The organism is Paenibacillus castaneae, assembly GCF_002884445.1.
GTDB lineage: Bacteria > Bacillota > Bacilli > Paenibacillales > Paenibacillaceae > Pristimantibacillus > Pristimantibacillus castaneae.
The window spans coordinates 2,379,746-2,396,323 of the sequence record NZ_KZ614144.1 but is presented as its reverse complement, the minus strand read 5'-3'; the positions used below and the strand labels follow the sequence as shown (position 1 = coordinate 2,396,323).

General features: G+C 44.9%; 18 protein-coding genes and 1 other RNA gene. 7 read left to right on the top strand and 12 right to left on the bottom strand.

All coding sequences use genetic code 11. The features are described from left to right. Positions 1–27: 27 nt before the first annotated feature. Positions 28–567 (bottom strand): TlpA family protein disulfide reductase, encoded by a 540-nt coding sequence (locus CEF13_RS10220; RefSeq protein WP_102710579.1) that lies wholly within the window; start codon positions 565–567, stop codon positions 28–30. Between the two features lie 231 nt (positions 568–798). On the opposite strand from CEF13_RS10220, the gene CEF13_RS10215 reads away from it, so the two are divergent. Then, the gene (locus CEF13_RS10215) at positions 799–1,263 is read left to right on the top strand and encodes a M67 family metallopeptidase (RefSeq protein WP_102710578.1); all 465 of its coding nucleotides are present in this window, start codon (positions 799–801) and stop codon (positions 1,261–1,263) included. Here the strand turns inward: CEF13_RS10215 and CEF13_RS10210 are convergent. From CEF13_RS10210 to CEF13_RS10200, 3 genes are read right to left on the bottom strand one after another with little or no spacing between them, the layout of a single operon-like run. Further along, on the bottom strand, positions 1,249–1,983 hold the full coding sequence (locus tag CEF13_RS10210; protein WP_102710577.1) for a 3'-5' exonuclease: 735 nt from the start codon (positions 1,981–1,983) through the stop codon (positions 1,249–1,251). The genes CEF13_RS10215 and CEF13_RS10210 overlap by 15 nt on opposite strands. A 14-nt stretch (positions 1,984–1,997) precedes the next feature. Next, positions 1,998–3,065, bottom strand: a complete 1,068-nt coding sequence (locus CEF13_RS10205) for a DUF294 nucleotidyltransferase-like domain-containing protein (RefSeq protein ID WP_102710576.1) — start codon at positions 3,063–3,065, stop codon at positions 1,998–2,000. A 43-nt stretch (positions 3,066–3,108) separates the two neighbouring features. Further along, on the bottom strand, positions 3,109–4,473 hold the full coding sequence (locus CEF13_RS10200) for an ammonium transporter (protein ID WP_102710575.1): 1,365 nt from the start codon (positions 4,471–4,473) through the stop codon (positions 3,109–3,111). A 382-nt stretch (positions 4,474–4,855) separates the two neighbouring features. On the opposite strand from CEF13_RS10200, the gene CEF13_RS10195 reads away from it, so the two are divergent. Further along, entirely contained in the window at positions 4,856–5,281 is a 426-nt protein-coding gene (locus tag CEF13_RS10195) for a MerR family transcriptional regulator (RefSeq protein WP_102710574.1), read from the top strand. Between the two features lie 35 nt (positions 5,282–5,316). Next, on the top strand, positions 5,317–5,997 hold the full coding sequence (locus CEF13_RS10190) for a zinc metallopeptidase (protein ID WP_244917151.1): 681 nt from the start codon (positions 5,317–5,319) through the stop codon (positions 5,995–5,997). A 76-nt stretch (positions 5,998–6,073) separates the two neighbouring features. Here the strand turns inward: CEF13_RS10190 and gltC are convergent, their stop codons facing one another. Then, entirely contained in the window at positions 6,074–6,973 is a 900-nt protein-coding gene (gltC, locus tag CEF13_RS10185; protein WP_102710572.1) for a glutamate biosynthesis transcriptional regulator GltC, read from the bottom strand. Positions 6,974–7,006: 33 nt separating this feature from the next. Then, positions 7,007–7,654, bottom strand: coding sequence for a rhomboid family intramembrane serine protease (locus CEF13_RS10180; RefSeq protein ID WP_102710571.1), 648 nt, complete (start codon positions 7,652–7,654; stop codon positions 7,007–7,009). A gap of 104 nt (positions 7,655–7,758) precedes the next feature. On the opposite strand from CEF13_RS10180, the gene tpx reads away from it, so the two are divergent. Continuing rightward, positions 7,759–8,277 carry a thiol peroxidase gene (gene tpx, locus CEF13_RS10175; protein ID WP_102710570.1) on the top strand — a complete coding sequence of 173 codons (519 nt, stop codon included), beginning with the start codon at positions 7,759–7,761 and terminating at the stop codon, positions 8,275–8,277. A gap of 76 nt (positions 8,278–8,353) precedes the next feature. Here the strand turns inward: tpx and CEF13_RS10170 are convergent, their stop codons facing one another. From CEF13_RS10170 to cshA, 4 genes are all read right to left on the bottom strand, one after another. Continuing rightward, positions 8,354–8,740 carry a DUF1499 domain-containing protein gene (locus CEF13_RS10170; protein WP_102710569.1) on the bottom strand — a complete coding sequence of 129 codons (387 nt, stop codon included), beginning with the start codon at positions 8,738–8,740 and terminating at the stop codon, positions 8,354–8,356. Between the two features lie 113 nt (positions 8,741–8,853). Further along, positions 8,854–9,036, bottom strand: a non-coding RNA gene (gene ssrS / locus CEF13_RS10165) — 6S RNA. Positions 9,037–9,083: 47 nt separating this feature from the next. Then, positions 9,084–9,860, bottom strand: coding sequence for a YesL family protein (locus CEF13_RS10160; protein WP_102710568.1), 777 nt, complete (start codon positions 9,858–9,860; stop codon positions 9,084–9,086). Positions 9,861–10,068: 208 nt separating this feature from the next. After that, a complete protein-coding gene (gene cshA / locus CEF13_RS10155; RefSeq protein ID WP_102710567.1) occupies positions 10,069–11,679 on the bottom strand; it encodes a degradosome RNA helicase CshA in 1,611 nt (536 codons plus the stop codon). A gap of 170 nt (positions 11,680–11,849) precedes the next feature. Here cshA and CEF13_RS10150 point away from each other — a divergent pair, with 170 nt between their 5' ends. The 3 genes from CEF13_RS10150 to CEF13_RS10140 all read left to right on the top strand — a co-directional run bounded on the left by CEF13_RS10150 (position 11,850) and on the right by CEF13_RS10140 (position 14,345). Further along, a complete protein-coding gene (locus CEF13_RS10150; protein ID WP_102716325.1) occupies positions 11,850–12,674 on the top strand; it encodes a YitT family protein in 825 nt (274 codons plus the stop codon). A 138-nt stretch (positions 12,675–12,812) separates the two neighbouring features. After that, entirely contained in the window at positions 12,813–13,007 is a 195-nt protein-coding gene (locus CEF13_RS10145) for a hypothetical protein (protein WP_102710566.1), read from the top strand. A gap of 141 nt (positions 13,008–13,148) precedes the next feature. Next, on the top strand, positions 13,149–14,345 hold the full coding sequence (locus CEF13_RS10140) for a putative glycoside hydrolase (RefSeq protein WP_102710565.1): 1,197 nt from the start codon (positions 13,149–13,151) through the stop codon (positions 14,343–14,345). Between the two features lie 150 nt (positions 14,346–14,495). Here the strand turns inward: CEF13_RS10140 and pfkA are convergent, their stop codons facing one another. Both pfkA and CEF13_RS10130 read right to left on the bottom strand, forming a co-directional pair. Continuing rightward, positions 14,496–15,464 carry a 6-phosphofructokinase gene (pfkA, locus tag CEF13_RS10135; RefSeq protein WP_102710564.1) on the bottom strand — a complete coding sequence of 323 codons (969 nt, stop codon included), beginning with the start codon at positions 15,462–15,464 and terminating at the stop codon, positions 14,496–14,498. Between the two features lie 32 nt (positions 15,465–15,496). Beyond that, positions 15,497–16,525, bottom strand: a complete 1,029-nt coding sequence (locus CEF13_RS10130) for a tetraprenyl-beta-curcumene synthase family protein (protein ID WP_102716324.1) — start codon at positions 16,523–16,525, stop codon at positions 15,497–15,499. Positions 16,526–16,578 lie beyond the last annotated feature (53 nt).

The window sequence follows — 16,578 nt, the reverse complement described above, 5'->3', positions numbered from 1 at the left end:
TTCGTCGCGAATGCGGCCCTTTCTTTCTTACATCCACTTCTTCAGCAAACGTTCCCATTCTTCATAAGGTATAACACCATTAATCCGTTCTCTTATAACGCCCTCGCTATCAATGAGAAACGTTGTTGGAAAGGTGTCAACTTTATAATGCTTCGTAACATCGCCTACTCGATCCATCAATATAGGGAATGTAAATTCATACTCATCAACAAATTCACGTGCAGAGCGTTCTTTGTCATATTTCGTCGCATTAACGCCATACATCTGTATTTTATCCCCATATTGTTCGCTCAAACGCTGTAAATCCGGCGCTTCCAGCTCGCAAGGGCCGCACCACGATGCCCAAAAGTTAACAAAGCTAAGCTTAGGCTGTTTACCGCCAATCTGATAGGTTTGCTCATTTAGCGCAGGAAGCTTAAAGATCGTCGCTTCGAAGCCGGCTTTAGGCTTAAAATCCGCAGCAGGAGCAGCAATGCTTAACGCATCAGGTGTGTTTTTTGTATATTGAAACACAGCCAATCCAGCAAACACAAAAGCAATAATAAAAAGTGTTATGATCCGTTTCATCGCTTTCCTTCCTTCTCATGCTTTATTTCCCTCATGTCTTAAAGCTTATGGTATCACGCACCGTATTCAAGCTCAATACACAGGACACTTTAGCCATAAAAACGTCACCTAATACTGTATTCTTGGTCTTAAAAGGTACGTTCATACCCATTATCGGATATAGAGTTAGCACCTGTGACGACGTTCCGTTATACTTGACTTTATAAATCAATCCTATTGGGAGGCGTTTCAATGTTTGCTCAGGAGCCGAAAGGTTATATGACGAAAGCAGTCTACGATCAGCTTATTCAAATTTGCAGAGAAGCAGCCCCGAGCGAGGCTTGCGGCATTGCAGCCAGCAGCTTCGCATACCCTGATCAGTCAGAAACAAACGGCATTATTCACTTTCCAATTATTGATACGATCATTCCGATTACAAACACACACATTAATCCTTCCCATGCTTTTTCTTTCGATCCAATCGAATGGACTGCGGCTTATTTCGAAATGCAAAAAAACCGACAATCGCTTGTCGGCTTGTTCCACTCTCACCCTACAACACCTGCTATTCCATCCTCCTCCGATACCGAAGGATTCTTGCCTGCTTCAGAGCTTTCCTATTGGATAGTCTCCCTTGAAGACGCTGAAGCACCACAGGTTATGCCTTACCGCCGCGTACAAGGAGCTTTCGTCCCCATGCAGCTAGTGCTTGCTTAAATAAGCATATAAATCTCCTAGCGTTGTAATGTTCCGTTCCAATATGCGCGCCATATAATTTTGCCACAGCCTAGCTGTCATAAGTGAATCCTGCAGAGCATGGTGCCGCTCCTTAATGGGTATGCCGCAGCTTATCAGCAAATCATCCAGGCTGTAGCTCTCGCGCTTAGGCTCCAGCCATTTGGCGACCATCATCATGTCTAGCACACGATGGTTCAAATTTATTTTTGAAGTTCGCCAAAGAGCAGCATTCAGAAATTGCTTATCATGTCCAGCTCCATGTGCGATAAGCAAGCGTCTCCCCACAAAATCCATAAAATCGTGAAGCACCTGCATCAGTTCCGGTGCGTCCTGCACCATATCATTCGTAATGCCCGTTAGCTCGACAATCGCTCGTGAAATCTTCCGCTTCGGATTAACGAGACTGTAAAAGGATTGGCTTTCTTCGAGCTCACCGCCGCGCATTAATACAGCGCCGAATGAAATGATTTCGTCACCGTTCATCGGATTGAAGCCTGTCGTCTCCAGATCAAATACGACTATTTCAAGCTCGGTTATTGGCATATCCAGCATTGACTGCTTACGCTGCTCTTTATTAATGTTACGAATAAATGCCATCTGCTGCGCATTTGTCGAGCCTAGCATAGAAGCGATGGCAGGCGTAAATCCCCCCATTTTATATAAATTCCACATGCGGCCAACGCCTTTTGGCTCCTTCATTTCTATATCACCGCCTAAGTAAGCCTGCCCATTGTTTGCTTGAAAACCGCACGCTGCAGCTTCTTGCCTAGACGCAGACTGCTCTTCAATTCATCGGTAATTTCCTTTGTCAATTTGCTGCTGGACAATTTACCGCTGCTTGAATATAATCCATTCACCCTAATCTCAGTCGACATAAGCCGCAGTCTTACGAATAATCGAAATGCACCCTCGTATAATGTCCCATCAACCTCAGAGAGCTTACCCGCTTCCATAAGCCTTTTCATTCTCGCCAATGTAGAAGTTTCACGAATTCCATGTTGAATGGACAATAGCCTGATGGAATTAACCATCGGAATGTAAGCACCATATTTGATGTCTAAGCTGCCTGCATCCTGACCATACGGTTCCTTCAACAGCTGTCCAAAAATGCCAATAAGCACTTTATGCCGCAGCGTATTTTCAAGCATTCTTCTCACGATAACGGAATGATTCAGCATATCGATAAAAAACAAGTCCTTTAGCTCATCCACAAGCCAGGCCTCCCCATAAACACAGCGGGAATCCGCCATAATGAGCAAGTAACGAACTGCTTCCCATGTCGGCTCTTCAAACCACCCATTCAGCTTAGCTGCCCAAGCAGATTGTGACATGCACCACTCCGGGTTGCTGCTCAGCACATTTCCTTCACAGGGCGGATAACCTGCCTCTTGAAGATGGCAGACAATGATGTTGCTTAACTCCTTGAAATATTGCTGTATGATCTCTAGATCAGACACAGGATCCTCGTAGACAACTCCGCTGTCTTGGTCGCTAGACAATGTTTGCTCTCTCCGACCTCCGCTGCCGAACAATATATACGCATAAGGCACGGGAGGAGAACCCTTCCCCGCCCGTGCCATTTCCGCTTCTGCGAGGATGATGGAACGCTGAATAACAGCGTCATGTACCTCATTCAATTGCTCATTATACGGTTCAATCGGACATTTATAGAGAAGAGTCTCCATTTGATCGTGTACTTGATCCCGCAAGCTCCGCAGCTCATCCATGCAATCGGCAGAGCCGATGCCCTTCAGCAGTTGCAACTGCATTGGATCATTCATGCGACGCCCTCTCCTCTCGGCCAGTCCTTCATGCTTGCTATCATTATCCTTGAATGCTTGAATCTGCTTTTTTCATGTGCTCAGGATAACCATAAGCGCCGTGCTCGCTCAGGTCAAGTCCGATAATTTCTTGCTCTTCCGTTACGCGGAAGCCCATAATCATTTTCATTACTCCAAGAACCAGGAAGGATGCGACTAGTACGAATGCACCTACTACGAAGACGGATTCAAATTGTACCCACAGCTGCTTCCAACTGCCTGTATCGATTAAACCGCCTGTACCTACGCCAACCTTGTCAGCTAGAGCCTGCGTTGCAAAAATACCATTAGCAATTGTTCCCCAGACACCTGCAGCGCCGTGAACCGACAGCGCATAAATCGGATCGTCAACCTTTATTTTCTCGAAAAATTTCACGCTATAGAATACGAGCACACCAGCTGCAAGACCAATAACAACTGCAGCCCAAGGATCAACGAAGGCACAGGATGCCGTTATGGCAACGAGACCTGCAAGTGTACCGTTGAGCATAGCCGTTATATCTGCTTTGCCGGTAACTGCCCAAGAAATTAAAAGCGCTGCTACACCGCCCGCACCTGCTCCAAGCATCGTGTTAAAAGCTACAAATCCGAAAAACCCATCGCCAATCGCTACCGTGCTTCCTGCATTGAAGCCGAACCAGCCTACCCACAGCAGCAAAACCGAAAGCGCAGTAAAAACTTGGTTATGACCCAAAATTTCATTCGCAGAGCCGTCTTTGTTAAACTTGCCAATCCGTGGTTTAAGTAATACAGTAGCTGCAAATGCGGCAAGCGCACCTGTTAAATGAACAACAGTTGAACCTGCGAAGTCTTGCGCTCCATCTTCAGCAAGCCAGCCGCCGCCCCAAATCCAGTGAGCAACCGTGGGGTAAATAATAGCTACAAAAAATAATGTAAAAATGATATAAGAGGAGAGCTTAGCTCTTTCTGCAAATCCGCCCCATGCGATCGACAGAGATACAGCAGCAAAAGCTAGTTGAAATAAGAAGAATACCGTGCTTGGGTAACTATCGCCTTGAACTGCTGTAATGGAGGGATTGAAGAAGAAGTCGCCCCAGCCGAACATGGCATTGAATGAACTGTCGCCGCCAAACGCCATGCCATATCCGAATGCCCAATATATGAGTGCTGCCAAGCCTGTTGTGAATATTGTTTTTCCAGCTACGTGGCCAGCGTTTTTCATACGAGTTGATCCTGCTTCAAGCAGAATAAAACCGCCTTGCATAAGTAGGACGAGAATAAAGGCAAGCATAACCCATAGTGAGTTTAGTCCCATATCTAACGTTGCTGTAGATGGATCTTCAGCATACGCCATCAACGGAAAAAGTACGGTGAAAACACCTAAAGCTAACATCGTTTTCTTAATCATTACAAACCACTCCCTAAGTGTTATGTTTACTTACATGAAAGGAAAGACATATTGTCATTATAGTCAGATGAACTCTTTTTGACAATAAGTTTTCGTGTATTTTTTAAAAAAAATCTAACGATTGGGAGTAAACCTAACACGAATGTTAAGGATTTAAGTCATTCAAACCAAAAACTCACCTTAATAAGGTTTGATCTTTCGCATTTTCAAGTAATGGGGTATATTTCTAGAACTAGTTACATAGTCATGTAACACGTTTGACTGTATGGTTACTTTCCTATTATCATATGTGGTATAGAAGTAAGCGAAATAATAAAACAACGTTTGTAAATTCTCCTTCTATAGAAGAAAATGAAAACGAAAAGAATGGAGGGTCCTAGAAATGTACCGAATCGGGGAGCTGTCCAAGCTTGCACAAATCAGTGCACGGACAATTGATTACTATACTTCAATTGGTTTAATTGAACCCGCGGAGCGCTCAGCCAAAAATTACCGTCTTTATTCTCCTGAAACCTTGCAGCGGCTCGAACGTATTGAAGAGATGAAAAAAGATAAATATACGTTAGATGAGATCAAGGCCGCGATTAATAGCTGGAGCAAAGTTACTCCAGAGGAGCAGGTATCCCGCAAGCTAAATGATTTGCAGCTTCATTTGACTCAGCTCGAACGAGAAGTGAAAGAGCTGGAGCCTGTAATTAATAAGCTGAAGCCGCGGCAAGCGAATCACCTTTACACGCGTCTTATGCCGCAGACAGCCGCTTGCATTGAAGCCATTATGCTCCTTATTAACAAGAGCTCACTCATGTAACTATAAATACACTTCATAATATTGGGGGAATAAGTATTATGTATATTTACATTCTAATCATACTCGCTTTCATTCTAACCATCTGGGCACAATTCCGAGTGAAAGGCACCTTCAAGAAATGGTCTCAAGTACAAGCGAGCACCGGCATCACCGGTTACGAGGCCGCTCGCCGCATGCTGGATTCCAACGGCCTGCATAATATTGCTATAGAACCTGTTCCCGGCGCATTGACTGACCATTACGATCCGATTCACCGTGTTGTCCGCTTGTCAGAGCCTGTTTATTACGAGAGCACAATATCCGCAGTCTCAGTTGCCTGTCACGAGGTCGGACACGCCATACAGCACGCTGAGCACTATCCGATGCTTGTTCTGCGTCATCGCATCTTCCCAGTCGTAAATTTCGCTTCTGGAGTCGCACCATTCTTATTCATAGCAGGTATTTTATTCTCTTATTTAAATTTAATCGGACTTGGAATCATTTTCTTCTCGGTTGCCGTAGCATTCCAGGTTATTACGCTGCCCGTGGAATTTAACGCCAGCAACCGAGCAAGAGACATTATGGTAGCTGAAGGCTTTATCACAAATAATGAAGAACGCGGTGTAGCGAAGGTGCTTAATGCCGCAGCTTTAACTTATGTAGCAGCCGCCCTTCTCTCCTTGCTGGAACTGGTTAGATACATTATGATCTTTGTTGGCGGAAGCAGACAGGATTAATGAACAGCAACAACTGAATAATGAAAGAGGAGCAGTTCCAATGGTCATAAGACCATACAGAACTGCTCCTCTTTCTTTACTTTTGTATGCGGTCATGGAAATAACGAAGCAGAAAACCATGAAACACCTTCGCCACAAGCGGCAGCTTCTCGTTAGAACGTCTAATAAGTCCAATTGTACGCGTGACATGGGGCTTCGTCACTCTCATCTTCGTAGGCTGCAGAGGCCCAGTATAATGCAAAGCCATCTCCGGAAGCAGACTTACGCCCATACCCGCTGCAACTAGGCCGCGGATAGTATCTGTCTCTTGGCCTTCAAAACCGATTTTAGGGGTAAATCCGGCCTCCTGACAGGCCTCCCATACGATCGGCCGAAGTGAATAGCCTTCACTGAATAGAACAAATGTCTCTTCCTCCAGCTCTCGAAGCTCGATTGACTCCTTATCTGATAATGGATGGCCTGGCGGCAAGATCGCATACAGCTCTTCGGTAAGCAGCACTTCGCCGCACACAAATTCATGCTCATCCGGGAAAGGAGAAATAAACGCCAAATCTATTTCACCTTTGCTCAAATCCCGAAGCAACGACGGGTACATCCCCTGTTTAAATCTAAATTGGACATTAGGATGGTGCTTTCGAAACGCAGCTACTACTTGAGGAATCAATGATGTTCCCAAGCTATGCGGAAAGCCCAGCCTAATCTCCCCCTTCTCGGGATCTAGAAATTCATGTATTTCAATAACCGCTCGCTCCAGATCAGCCAATATGATTTCAGCACGCTTCAGAAAAAGCTGGCCAACCGGAGTCAACTGCAAGTTCCGGCCCTTCTGAACGAATAGTTTCACTCCAAGCTCTTCTTCCAGCTGGTGAATCTGACGGCTAACAGCCGATTGAGCAACATGCAGCTCCTCCGCAGCCTGCGTCACATGCTCTTTTCTTGCAACTTTCACAAAGTAATGAAGCTGACGAAGTTCCATACTGATTTATCGATCTCCTGTATACATATATTTTCAGGTCTGGTGTCGGTGTTTCCATGCGCTTGCACGATCAAATAGCTTATAAAGCAGGAACCCTGCAAGTGCTCCTCCTACATGAGCCCACAAATCGATTTTCGGCACAATCACGGAATAAATAACTCCAAAAATCAAAATGGTATATACGGTTTTCCGAGAGCTGTCATCGAGCATTGATTTGCGGAATAAAGAGATGAAAAGAAAAGCCCCATATATCCCATATATCGCTCCAGAAGCTCCTACTCCGACATGAGCATAAGGATCATTTGTGATTTGATTCGCCAATGCACTCATTGCATTTCCCGCTATGCCGCACACGATATAAAAAAACACATATCGTAGAGAGCCTAGAAGCCGTTCTAAAGGCGGTGCGAATACGAGTAGTGCAAACATATTGAAGAGCAGGTGCTCAAGCCCAGAATGCATGAAGATGGACGTTACATAACGCCATGGCTCCAACATACCATACGGATCCTTTCCCGGGTAAGTAACAAAAGCACCATAATCAACTGCATGATAGCTATTATTGGGATCGCCGCTCAAAGCAACGATAATAAAATAAACAATATTCAAAGTTATTAAAGAAGCTGTAACAGGGTAAAGCCGCAAATAAGAGCGAAAACTTTCATATCGCAAGAAGATCATTTAAATAACATCCCCTTATTCTCTCCAACAATTGGACAAGGCCGTTTCATTACGATTATAATAAAGCTGGTATTGAACATCCAATTTAAAGGAGGAAATTACACATGTCTCAAGAACGCACTGGGGCTGCTACATTCAAAGGCAACCCGATAACATTAGTTGGACCTGAAATTAAAGTAGGAGACAAAGCTCCTGATTTCACATTGAACAAATCTCTTGTTGAAACGGTTTCCCTTAAGGATTACGCTGGCAAAATCAAATTAATTAGCGTGGTGCCTTCCATCGATACCGGAGTATGCGATGCGCAAACACGTCGCTTCAACGAAGCTGCCGGCTCACTCGGTGACCATGTTGTTATTCTAACCGTAAGTGTTGATCTTCCATTCGCACAAGCTCGTTGGTGCGGAGCAGCAGGCATCGATAAAGTTGTAATGCTATCCGATTATAAAGAACATAGCTTCGGCGAATCATATGGCGTATACATCAAAGAATTTGGCCTAAATCAACGGTCAATCTTTGTTATCGATGCTGACGACAACGTTCAATACGTACAATATTTGTCAGAAATGACTGAACACCCGAACTACGAGCAAGCAATCAACGCTGCACAATCGCTCGTATAATTCATAACCCCAATCATCATAGACTGCAAACAAAGCGAGTGAAGGACGATCCTTCCTCGCTTTGTCTATGAGTTCTTTATGAAACTTTGAATGCAGCAAGCTTCTTATCAAGTGTACGGTACAAATCCAGAATGACTCGGTAATTAGAACCAAGGTCACCCAACGAGCCGCGTGATGCTGAATAAATATCAACCGCCGATTGCATAGGATTCACGCCAATGACGGAAATCGTAATGTCCATCGTCCTCCCTAATGCTGTGCGCTTCTCCAATACAATCTCACCTACGGATTGCACCTCATGCAGCACCTTATACCCTTGCATCTTCTTCAGAGTCGATATCACTTCGTCCCAAGCCTTATCTTTCGCTAACTTGTAGAAATGAGATTTGAGCTTTGGATCCTTGGCTCTGTCTCCAGTCTGTTCATGACTGCGCAGCAACCCGATCAAGGTCCGCTTCAACAACAACGATCTCCCCCTCCGGCATCTATGTACATTACTCTATATGATACCATGATTTGTCCCATGAAAAAAGAGCTATCACTGGATTTCACCAGTAAATGCTCTTGATTTAGAAATTAGAACCCGCAATTGCCGTCCGACTCACATGTTTCTGAACCCGCTTACGCAGGTGGGTGACCGCAGAATCGTTTTTGAGATCCCCTTTCGGGGGCATGTCAGCTACGCTTCGATTTAGGTCTCCCGTGAAACAGCCATTGGTTCAAAACAGCGTAAAGCCGTAACGAGCATCGCAGGAGGTATTGCTATTATAGACCTAACGAAAGAAAAAGTAAATGTTAAGGAAATGTTATTTGCTGGCTCCGCTCGAATCATCTTTCACTAAATCAATACGATCAAGCTCAGCTGCCTTCTCCGCGTCTTCTTCCTCTGCCAGCCTTGCTTTCTCTGCTTGATCCTGGAGCTTCTGATAAATCAGATAAAAGTTCCAGAATGAAAGATAAGCAATGATACTGCCCATAAAGAACGGAATGAGAAACGTGAATTTAGTACTGAAATAAACAACAGCCCCACTCATCAAGGCAGTCGACAATGACCGAAAAGGTTTGCCGATTGTAATAAGCACAGCGTTTTTCAGCAATTGAAACGTTTTCATATGGTAATGGACCAACATGGAGAAATAATTAAACAAAGATACTACAAGCAGAAAGAGAAACGCAATGAAAATGTACGAAAGCAAATTCATTTGTTCGCGATATACGATGAAGTCAACGATCATAATAACTAACAGCAGCGTATAAATGATGCCGCCCAGCATACTTTGTTTATAGTTTTCCTTGTATCCGCGGAAAAACGTTTTGAACAGCGCTACGTCGCTTTCTCCCATTACCCATTTGCGGGCAACGGAAAACATAGCTGCAGTAGCAGGAAAGAACGTGAAGGGAGCGACAACCGCCATAGCAATCAGCATAGAATACATTTGACTAACATCGGTTGAAATGAGAATTCCCCACGCAAAGAAAAGAAACGGAATTGAACAGATTAACCATAAAATATTAATAACCGATAACCGCATAATCCACTCGGAAATTCGGTAAAATCCACCCATCAGCCCTCTTGGTTCCATCTGATCTGCCTCCAGAAAAGTAAGATTACTCTCACCAAACTAACGTTCACCACATATGAAGTTTATAAAGTGATTGCTGAATGAGCAATGCAGTCACGGTTTATGTAACTATACAGGTTTTTTATTATAATACAACCGGTATTAAAATAAAAACCGAGAAAGATCGGATGCCCGTAAGGCATCACGGACTTCCTCGGTTGTTAGTGCATTAGTTATTTACGTAGCCATCAGAGCTGCTCTTTGGACGACGGTTTTCAGGACGTCCTTCAGTGCTTCTCTTACCGCCGTAACCACCAGTGCTGCTTCCGCCACGGCTTTCATAGCCGCCGCGCGAGCTGCTGCTCGAGCTGCTTCCGCTGCTGCGTCTGTCATCGCGTCCGCGATAACCTCCGCCGCCGCTTCCGCCTGTACTGCTGCGGTTGCCACCGTATGAGGATGAGCCGCCGCTGCGGTTGAATGGACGACCGCTTGAACGAATGTCAGGCTTACGTTTCTTAGCGCGAAGCGGATCTTCCGGTGTCAATTCGATTTCAACGTTTTTCTTCTCGCCTGTCAAGAGCTTAATCGCTGCTGCCAGCAAGTGAACGGAATCGTATTGCTCCAGCAATTGAATGGAAATTGCTTTGTATTCCGAGAACTCATCATTTTGTACAACCTCGAGTAAACGCTCAGCTGTTACGCGTTGTTTGCCTTCGATCGCTTCAGCAATGCTAGGAAGCGGCTTGCGGCTCATCTTCTGGCGCGTAATTTTCTCGATGAAGTGCAGGTGATCTGTTTCACGAGGCGTTACGAATGACCAAGCTGTACCTTCTTTACCTGCACGGCCTGTACGACCAATACGGTGTACATAGCTTTCAGGATCTTGCGGAAGGTCAAAGTTGATTACATGCGTTACTCCGGAAACGTCAAGTCCACGAGCAGCAACGTCAGTCGCTACTAGCACATCGATGCTGCCGTCACGGAATTTGCGCATAACGCTGTCCCGCTGGTTCTGCGACAAGTCGCCATGCAAACCATCAGCTGTGTAGCCACGCTTCTGAAGCGCTTCGCTAAGCTCGTCAACCCGGCGCTTTGTACGACCGAAAATAATTGCAAGCTCAGGTGATTCCATGTCCAGCAATCTGCTAAGTGCTTCAAACTTCTGGCGCTCGTGCACTTCAATATAAGATTGCTCGATTAGAGGAGCTGTAATTTGTTTCGGGATAACCGATACATGCTCAGGATTTTTCAGAAATTGTTGTGCAAGCTTCTGAATATTTGCCGGCATAGTTGCGGAGAACAGCATAGTGTGGCGCTCATCCGGTACCTGCTTCAGAATAGATTGGATGTCTTCCATGAAGCCCATGTCGAGCATTTCATCTGCTTCATCCAAAATAACAGTTTGTACATCTTCAAGACGGATCGTTTTGCGGTTAATGTGATCCAGCAAACGTCCTGGTGTACCGATAATAATTTGCGGCTTCTTCTTCAATGCACGGATTTGACGGCCAATTTCTTGTCCACCGTAAATCGGCAGCGAGCGAAGACCTTTGTATCGAGTCAACTTCCCGATCTCGTCAGCCACTTGAATAGCGAGTTCACGGGTTGGCGTCATTATTAATGCGACAATGCGATCCTCGCTTGTCGGAATTTTGTTAATGAGCGGAATTCCGAATGCCGCTGTCTTTCCTGTACCCGTTTGTGCTTGGCCAATAAGGTCTGTGCCTGCCATAGCAATTGGGATTGCTTTGTCTTGAATCGGGGTTGATTCCTCGAATCCAAGTTCAGTGATTGCTTGTAACACTTTTGGTTCTAAGCCAAATTCAGCAAATGTTTTCAAACTTTTCTCAAACTCCTTTTATCTGCAGCCTACTTAAGAATATCTAAATCATTATAGCACATATTCATTCATGAATACCAGCAAAGCTATTATAGCCATACTAAGCCAATGAAATCACAGCAAAAATTACCTATGTCAGCAAAGGAGCAACTACATTGATTATTCACACGATGCGTATCCTTTACACGGTGCCGATCATGACCGCAGGCGCCTTTCTCATAGCGTTGGGATTCAATTTATTCCTTATCCCCCATCAGCTGTTAAGCGGCGGCTTGTCGGGCATTTCGATGATGATTGGATATATTACTGGGGGCAATATCGCTTGGCTGTATTTTATTTTAAATTTGCCTGTATTGATTTGGGGCTGGTTTATATTAGGGCATCGTTTCGTGTACTGGAGCCTTTATGTCGTAATTGCCTCCACTCTCTTCTTAGAGTTTATCCCAGTCGTCAAAATTGCGGATGATATTATGCTTGGTGCTGTTTTCGGGGGAATTATTATCGGTTTCGGCACTGGCTTGACCCTTCGGTATGGTGGATCATCCGGCGGTTTCGACATCATCGCCTCCATCGTAACAAGAAAACACGATTTGCCGGTTGGCATGATTATTTTTATGCTGAATGGCCTCGTCATAGCTGTTTTAGTTATTTTCACAAAAAATTGGGATTCAGCTCTATATTCCTTAGTTTCCATATTCTCAGCTGGCAAGGTAGTCGATCTCATTCATGTGAAGCATATTAAATTAACAGCATTCATTGTAACAACTAAAACGGATGAATTGCTGGCTAAACTGCTCACTCACCCGCGAGGAATTACAATTATAAAAACACGCGGCGCATATTCTTCTGCAGAACGCGATATGCTTATGACTGTAAGAACTAAATACGAATTAACGGAGCTAAGCAAAACCATTACCTCCATCGACCCGCATGCTTTCATTAATATCGTAGAAACGGTGGGTGTAATCGGAGATTTCCACAAGTCTAAAGAGTAAGTCATCTACGCATATATGGATTTTAAGCGGTATCCCTATGTTTTTGAATTTGATCCTGCTATACTATTTGTATCCCGTAGCTTTGGTTTCTTCCCATATGATTTCCCCTGAACATTAGATATGAAAGGGTGATGCTCAATGGATATGGAAACGGTCAAATTGTCTCGAATTGTAGAGAAGCTTGCCCCTGAGCTTAGTTCCTTTCTTACTGAACGCGAACTTGATATCAGCATTGTGCTGCGTGACGGACTTGCTTTGCTGGAGCCCGCCGACGCAATGGAGATTGTGCAGCACAGTATTTGCAATCAGCAGAGAGATGCTTTGTTACAATGACATTGCGGGACACATCGATTATTTATACGCCAGTCGAGTACAACTCGGCTGGTTTTTTGTTTTATTTGCAAAAAATATGATGACCTAGACTTCCTTCTGCTTTATAATCTGAACAGACATAGCAAACGGGGAGAGAGCATAATGGACATCATTTTTACAGCCTTACTGCTGCTTTACAGCTTGCTTACTGGAGATGGCGATGACAGTGCAGCCGCCAGGCAGCTCGCTGCTGCATATGTGAATTCCGCAGCAGGCCAAACCATTATACAGCCGGATTCCGCTATAGCTGGGGGCATTGACACCGGCAAGCATAGCGATTCTGATGTTAAGAAAGATCCTCAGCCAGACACTCCTGAAATTAAAGGCATATATGTGACGGCACACAGCGCTGGCGGAGCGCGAATGGAATCTTTATTAAAGCTGCTTGATGATACGGAGCTTAACAGCATGGTCATTGATATTAAAGATGACAATGGGTACATTACATATCCGACAACGACGCCTGAGCTATTGGAGGTAGGTGCTTCTAAGAAATATATTAACGATATTGGCGCACTAATGACTACTCTCAAAAATCACAACATTTATCCCATTGCTCGTATAGTCGTATTCAAGGATACTGTGCTTGCACGCAAGCAGCCTGAACTGTCCTTTCTCCATCAAGATGGTACGATATGGAAAAATGGACGAGGTGAAAGCTTCGTCAACCCTTATCGCAAGGAAGTATGGGATTACAACATCGCCGTCGCAAAGGAAGCAGCAAAAATCGGGTTCAAAGAAATTCAATTTGATTATGTCCGCTTCCCTGAAGGCTTCGATACGAAAGCCGCATCCTTAACCTTTAACAAAACGGAACAAGCCCGCGTCGATGTGGTGAGCGGCTTCGTCAAATATGCGAGAGAGCAGCTTGAGCCTCTTGGTGTAAGGGTTTCTGTTGATATATTTGGGTATGCAGCATCCGTCCCAACAGCAGAAGGGATTGGCCAGGATTTCGTGAAAATTTCAAATGATGTGCATGTCATATCCCCAATGGTTTATCCGAGTCACTACAGCACAGGCTGGTTTAAGCAGAAAGACCCGGATCTAAGTCCTTATGAAACCATTAAAGGCGCAATGATTGATACTCATAAGAAGCTGGATGGGACTGGCGAACTAAAGCCGATCATTCGTCCATGGATCCAGGATTTCACCGCAAGCTGGCTGGGCAAAGGTCATTATATGAAATATGGCAAGGCTGAGGTTGAAGCGCAAATTAAAGCTTTAAAAGAAATGAACATTAAAGAGTTCCTGCTCTGGAATGCAGGGAATAAGTATACGCCGGATGTGGCATATAAATAACGGATACGGGAAAGAGGTCAACGAACGCAGTCGCGTTGGTTGGCCTCTTTTCTTACTTGTATGGGTATCATATTTTGGAATGCGTAAACAAAAAAACCTTATCCAGGTCTGCGCTAATGCAGCTCTCTGGATAAGGCTTTATCATTGAAACTATTGAGACAAACGAAGCGCAAGATCGTACATATTCATATCGAACGGTTTCTTCGTGTTTACTACAACATCAATATCCGTTGTAACAAGCTCGCCGCGAATAACGCCGCACGCTTTGCCGGAATCGCCTTCCATCAGCTTCCGGACTGCGAAATCGCCAAGACGGCTTGCTAATATACGATCTATCGCAGTCGGCGTTCCGCCCCGCTGAATATGGCCCAGTACAGTTACGCGAGGTTCAATTCCGCAATGTGACGTAATTTGCTGGGCAACCTCTTCGCCTTTGCCAGCTCCTTCTGCCACAATAATAATACTATGACGCTTGCCTTTAGCAAAATTCGTTTTCATACGTTCAGCGACTTCATTAAGTTCGAAAGGAACCTCAGGAACGAGAATTGTTTCCGCACCGCTGGCAAGACCTGCATGCAGCGCAATATCGCCGCAGTGACGTCCCATAACCTCAACGATCGATGAACGTTCATGCGATGACATCGTATCGCGAATTTTGTTAATAGCATCTACAACGATGCTAACAGCTGTATCGAAACCAATTGTTATATCCGTGAACGGAATATCATTATCAATCGTGCCGGGAAGTGTCATCGTCTTAATACCCAGCTTGCTAAGCTTGTTTGCGCCATGATAGGAGCCGTCGCCGCCAATAACGACTAAACCGTCAATGCCTCTAGCACGAAGCACTTCCGCACCGCGCTGCTGGCCTTCGGCCGTAACAAACTCCTTGCATCTTGCAGTTTGCAGAATTGTACCGCCGCGTTGAATGATATCGCCTACACTCCGTAAATCCATTTGACGCAAATCGTCATTAAGAAGTCCTTGGTAACCGCGTTGTACGCCATAAACATCCAAACCATAAAATAAAGCACTTCTTACAACAGCCCGTACGGCTGCGTTCATTCCTTGCGAATCTCCTCCGCTTGTCATTACTGCGATTGATTTGACTGCAGACATGGTCCATTCCTCCACATTGTTTGTTTTTATAGTTAAGCTTGTTGTTTCCGAATCCAGATGCTATTTAGGAGAAAAAACAGGCGTGTAAGCGGACTGTTCTTCATTAGCTTTCTCGAAACATCTTTTACCTCCGCCTGGTGACGGACTTTGGGGTCTGACAAATAGAGAGCAAGCAGCCCTTCAATGATCAAACGGTGGAAGCGCGAAGCCGGCAACTGCTTCACATCCTCCCGTGCACAGTTCACAATCATGTCCAGGCGTTCAACAAGCAGACTTTCATTCTCATAATAGTTGCAGAAATTTAAGTCTCCGCCAGCGCGATCCTCTTCTTGGTCAATTAAATAATCAAGTAAAATATGGAGGCCGCAAACATGCGGAAAATAAATATTTTTCACTTCTGCTGCATCCTGTTCCGAAAGATTATCTTCGCTCGCCGCTAGAAAAAGCATAAACATGCCCAGTGTAGAGCCAGTAGCTGCAGCAAATTCATTCCATTGTAATCTCGGATAAGCAGTGCGGTGCGTTTCCCACCAAGACAGAAGCTCAGATTCGCGTAAATCTTTGTGAATATGCTTGTACACCTGTAAATCCCCATAAAGGGCTACCAGCTCTGTCACATGCGGCTGTACGCTTCTATATGAAGGAAGCTGCACAATTTGGAGCTGACAAATGCGAACGAGATGATGCAAGTATCCGCCATCGGCCTTCTCTGCGCGCAATGCGTAATAATCCTGAAGCTCCGCTTCGGGATTAACGGCATCGAGCATAGATTGATGCAATAATCGAAAATCATCCGGGTCTAACGAGCTGCTGCGATCGCATAAATTGTCTAAGTAATCACTAATCGTCTGAAGGGCTACAATAAGCGGAATAAGTACATGTTTTTGTTCCAAATTAGCTGTTGCATATACAGCGCCGCCTTGACAATGAAATTTTTTGGTATCCATACTGTGAAGCGCCTGCGTTCGCAGCTCAGCATCAGGAATCCGCTGAGCTAAGGATCGAAGCTGATTCAGCTCTCGCTCAACCTCAGGTAGAACATATTTATATACACGATGCATGAGCTTTAGTGGGCCTTGGGGTACTCGCTTGCTTGATAAAGTCGTTAATTTCA

Bases quoted from the DNA above. Each gene is read 5' to 3' on its own strand.
- CEF13_RS10220 (WP_102710579.1), bottom strand. From the start codon at position 567: ATGAAACGGATCATAACACTTTTTATTATTGCTTTTGTGTTTGCTGGA.
- CEF13_RS10215 (WP_102710578.1), top strand. From the start codon at position 799: ATGTTTGCTCAGGAGCCGAAAGGTTATATGACGAAAGCAGTCTACGAT.
- CEF13_RS10210 (WP_102710577.1), bottom strand. From the start codon at position 1,983: ATGAAGGAGCCAAAAGGCGTTGGCCGCATGTGGAATTTATATAAAATG.
- CEF13_RS10205 (WP_102710576.1), bottom strand. From the start codon at position 3,065: ATGAATGATCCAATGCAGTTGCAACTGCTGAAGGGCATCGGCTCTGCC.
- CEF13_RS10200 (WP_102710575.1), bottom strand. From the start codon at position 4,473: ATGATTAAGAAAACGATGTTAGCTTTAGGTGTTTTCACCGTACTTTTT.
- CEF13_RS10195 (WP_102710574.1), top strand. From the start codon at position 4,856: ATGTACCGAATCGGGGAGCTGTCCAAGCTTGCACAAATCAGTGCACGG.
- gltC (WP_102710572.1), bottom strand. From the start codon at position 6,973: ATGGAACTTCGTCAGCTTCATTACTTTGTGAAAGTTGCAAGAAAAGAG.
- CEF13_RS10180 (WP_102710571.1), bottom strand. From the start codon at position 7,654: ATGATCTTCTTGCGATATGAAAGTTTTCGCTCTTATTTGCGGCTTTAC.
- tpx (WP_102710570.1), top strand. From the start codon at position 7,759: ATGTCTCAAGAACGCACTGGGGCTGCTACATTCAAAGGCAACCCGATA.
- CEF13_RS10160 (WP_102710568.1), bottom strand. From the start codon at position 9,860: ATGGAACCAAGAGGGCTGATGGGTGGATTTTACCGAATTTCCGAGTGG.
- CEF13_RS10150 (WP_102716325.1), top strand. From the start codon at position 11,850: ATGCGTATCCTTTACACGGTGCCGATCATGACCGCAGGCGCCTTTCTC.
- CEF13_RS10145 (WP_102710566.1), top strand. From the start codon at position 12,813: ATGGATATGGAAACGGTCAAATTGTCTCGAATTGTAGAGAAGCTTGCC.
- CEF13_RS10140 (WP_102710565.1), top strand. From the start codon at position 13,149: ATGGACATCATTTTTACAGCCTTACTGCTGCTTTACAGCTTGCTTACT.
- pfkA (WP_102710564.1), bottom strand. From the start codon at position 15,464: ATGTCTGCAGTCAAATCAATCGCAGTAATGACAAGCGGAGGAGATTCG.
- CEF13_RS10130 (WP_102716324.1), bottom strand. From the start codon at position 16,525: ATGCATCGTGTATATAAATATGTTCTACCTGAGGTTGAGCGAGAGCTG.